The 358-nt window shown below is 62.0% G+C and carries 1 protein-coding gene; it reads left to right on the forward strand.

All coding sequences use genetic code 11. The features are described 5' to 3' along the window. A partial coding sequence (locus CAY82_RS25510; RefSeq protein ID WP_140399196.1) for an immunoglobulin-like domain-containing protein occupies nucleotides 1–358 on the forward strand: 358 nt, incomplete at both ends.

Consider the following 358-nt stretch of genomic DNA (forward strand, 5'->3'; position numbering starts at 1 on the left):
TGGGCGGCGACGCTTCGGTTCAGGTGACTGACACCACCGACGAAGTGGTGGCCAAGCTGACCGCGACCCCTTCGGTCACCGAAGGCGGCGAGATCACCTACACCATCACGCTGACCAACAAAGACGGTCTGCCGATCAATAACCACTCGGCCCTGACCTTCACGCTGAGCGACGGCAAGACGGTTATCACCGTACCGGCCAACGGCACGACGGGTTCGGTCACTGTGACTGCGCCGGACAACGTCTACACCGGCACCAACGACCCTGTGGTCAAATCGATCGCCTCGGTCACTGGCGCTGACGTCGGCAAGTTCGAGCAGTTGACCCTGGACAAGACTCCGGTCAGCACCACCGTCAC

It is taken from the genome of Pseudomonas sp. SID14000, assembly GCF_002165135.1.
In the GTDB taxonomy this organism is placed as follows: domain Bacteria; phylum Pseudomonadota; class Gammaproteobacteria; order Pseudomonadales; family Pseudomonadaceae; genus Aquipseudomonas.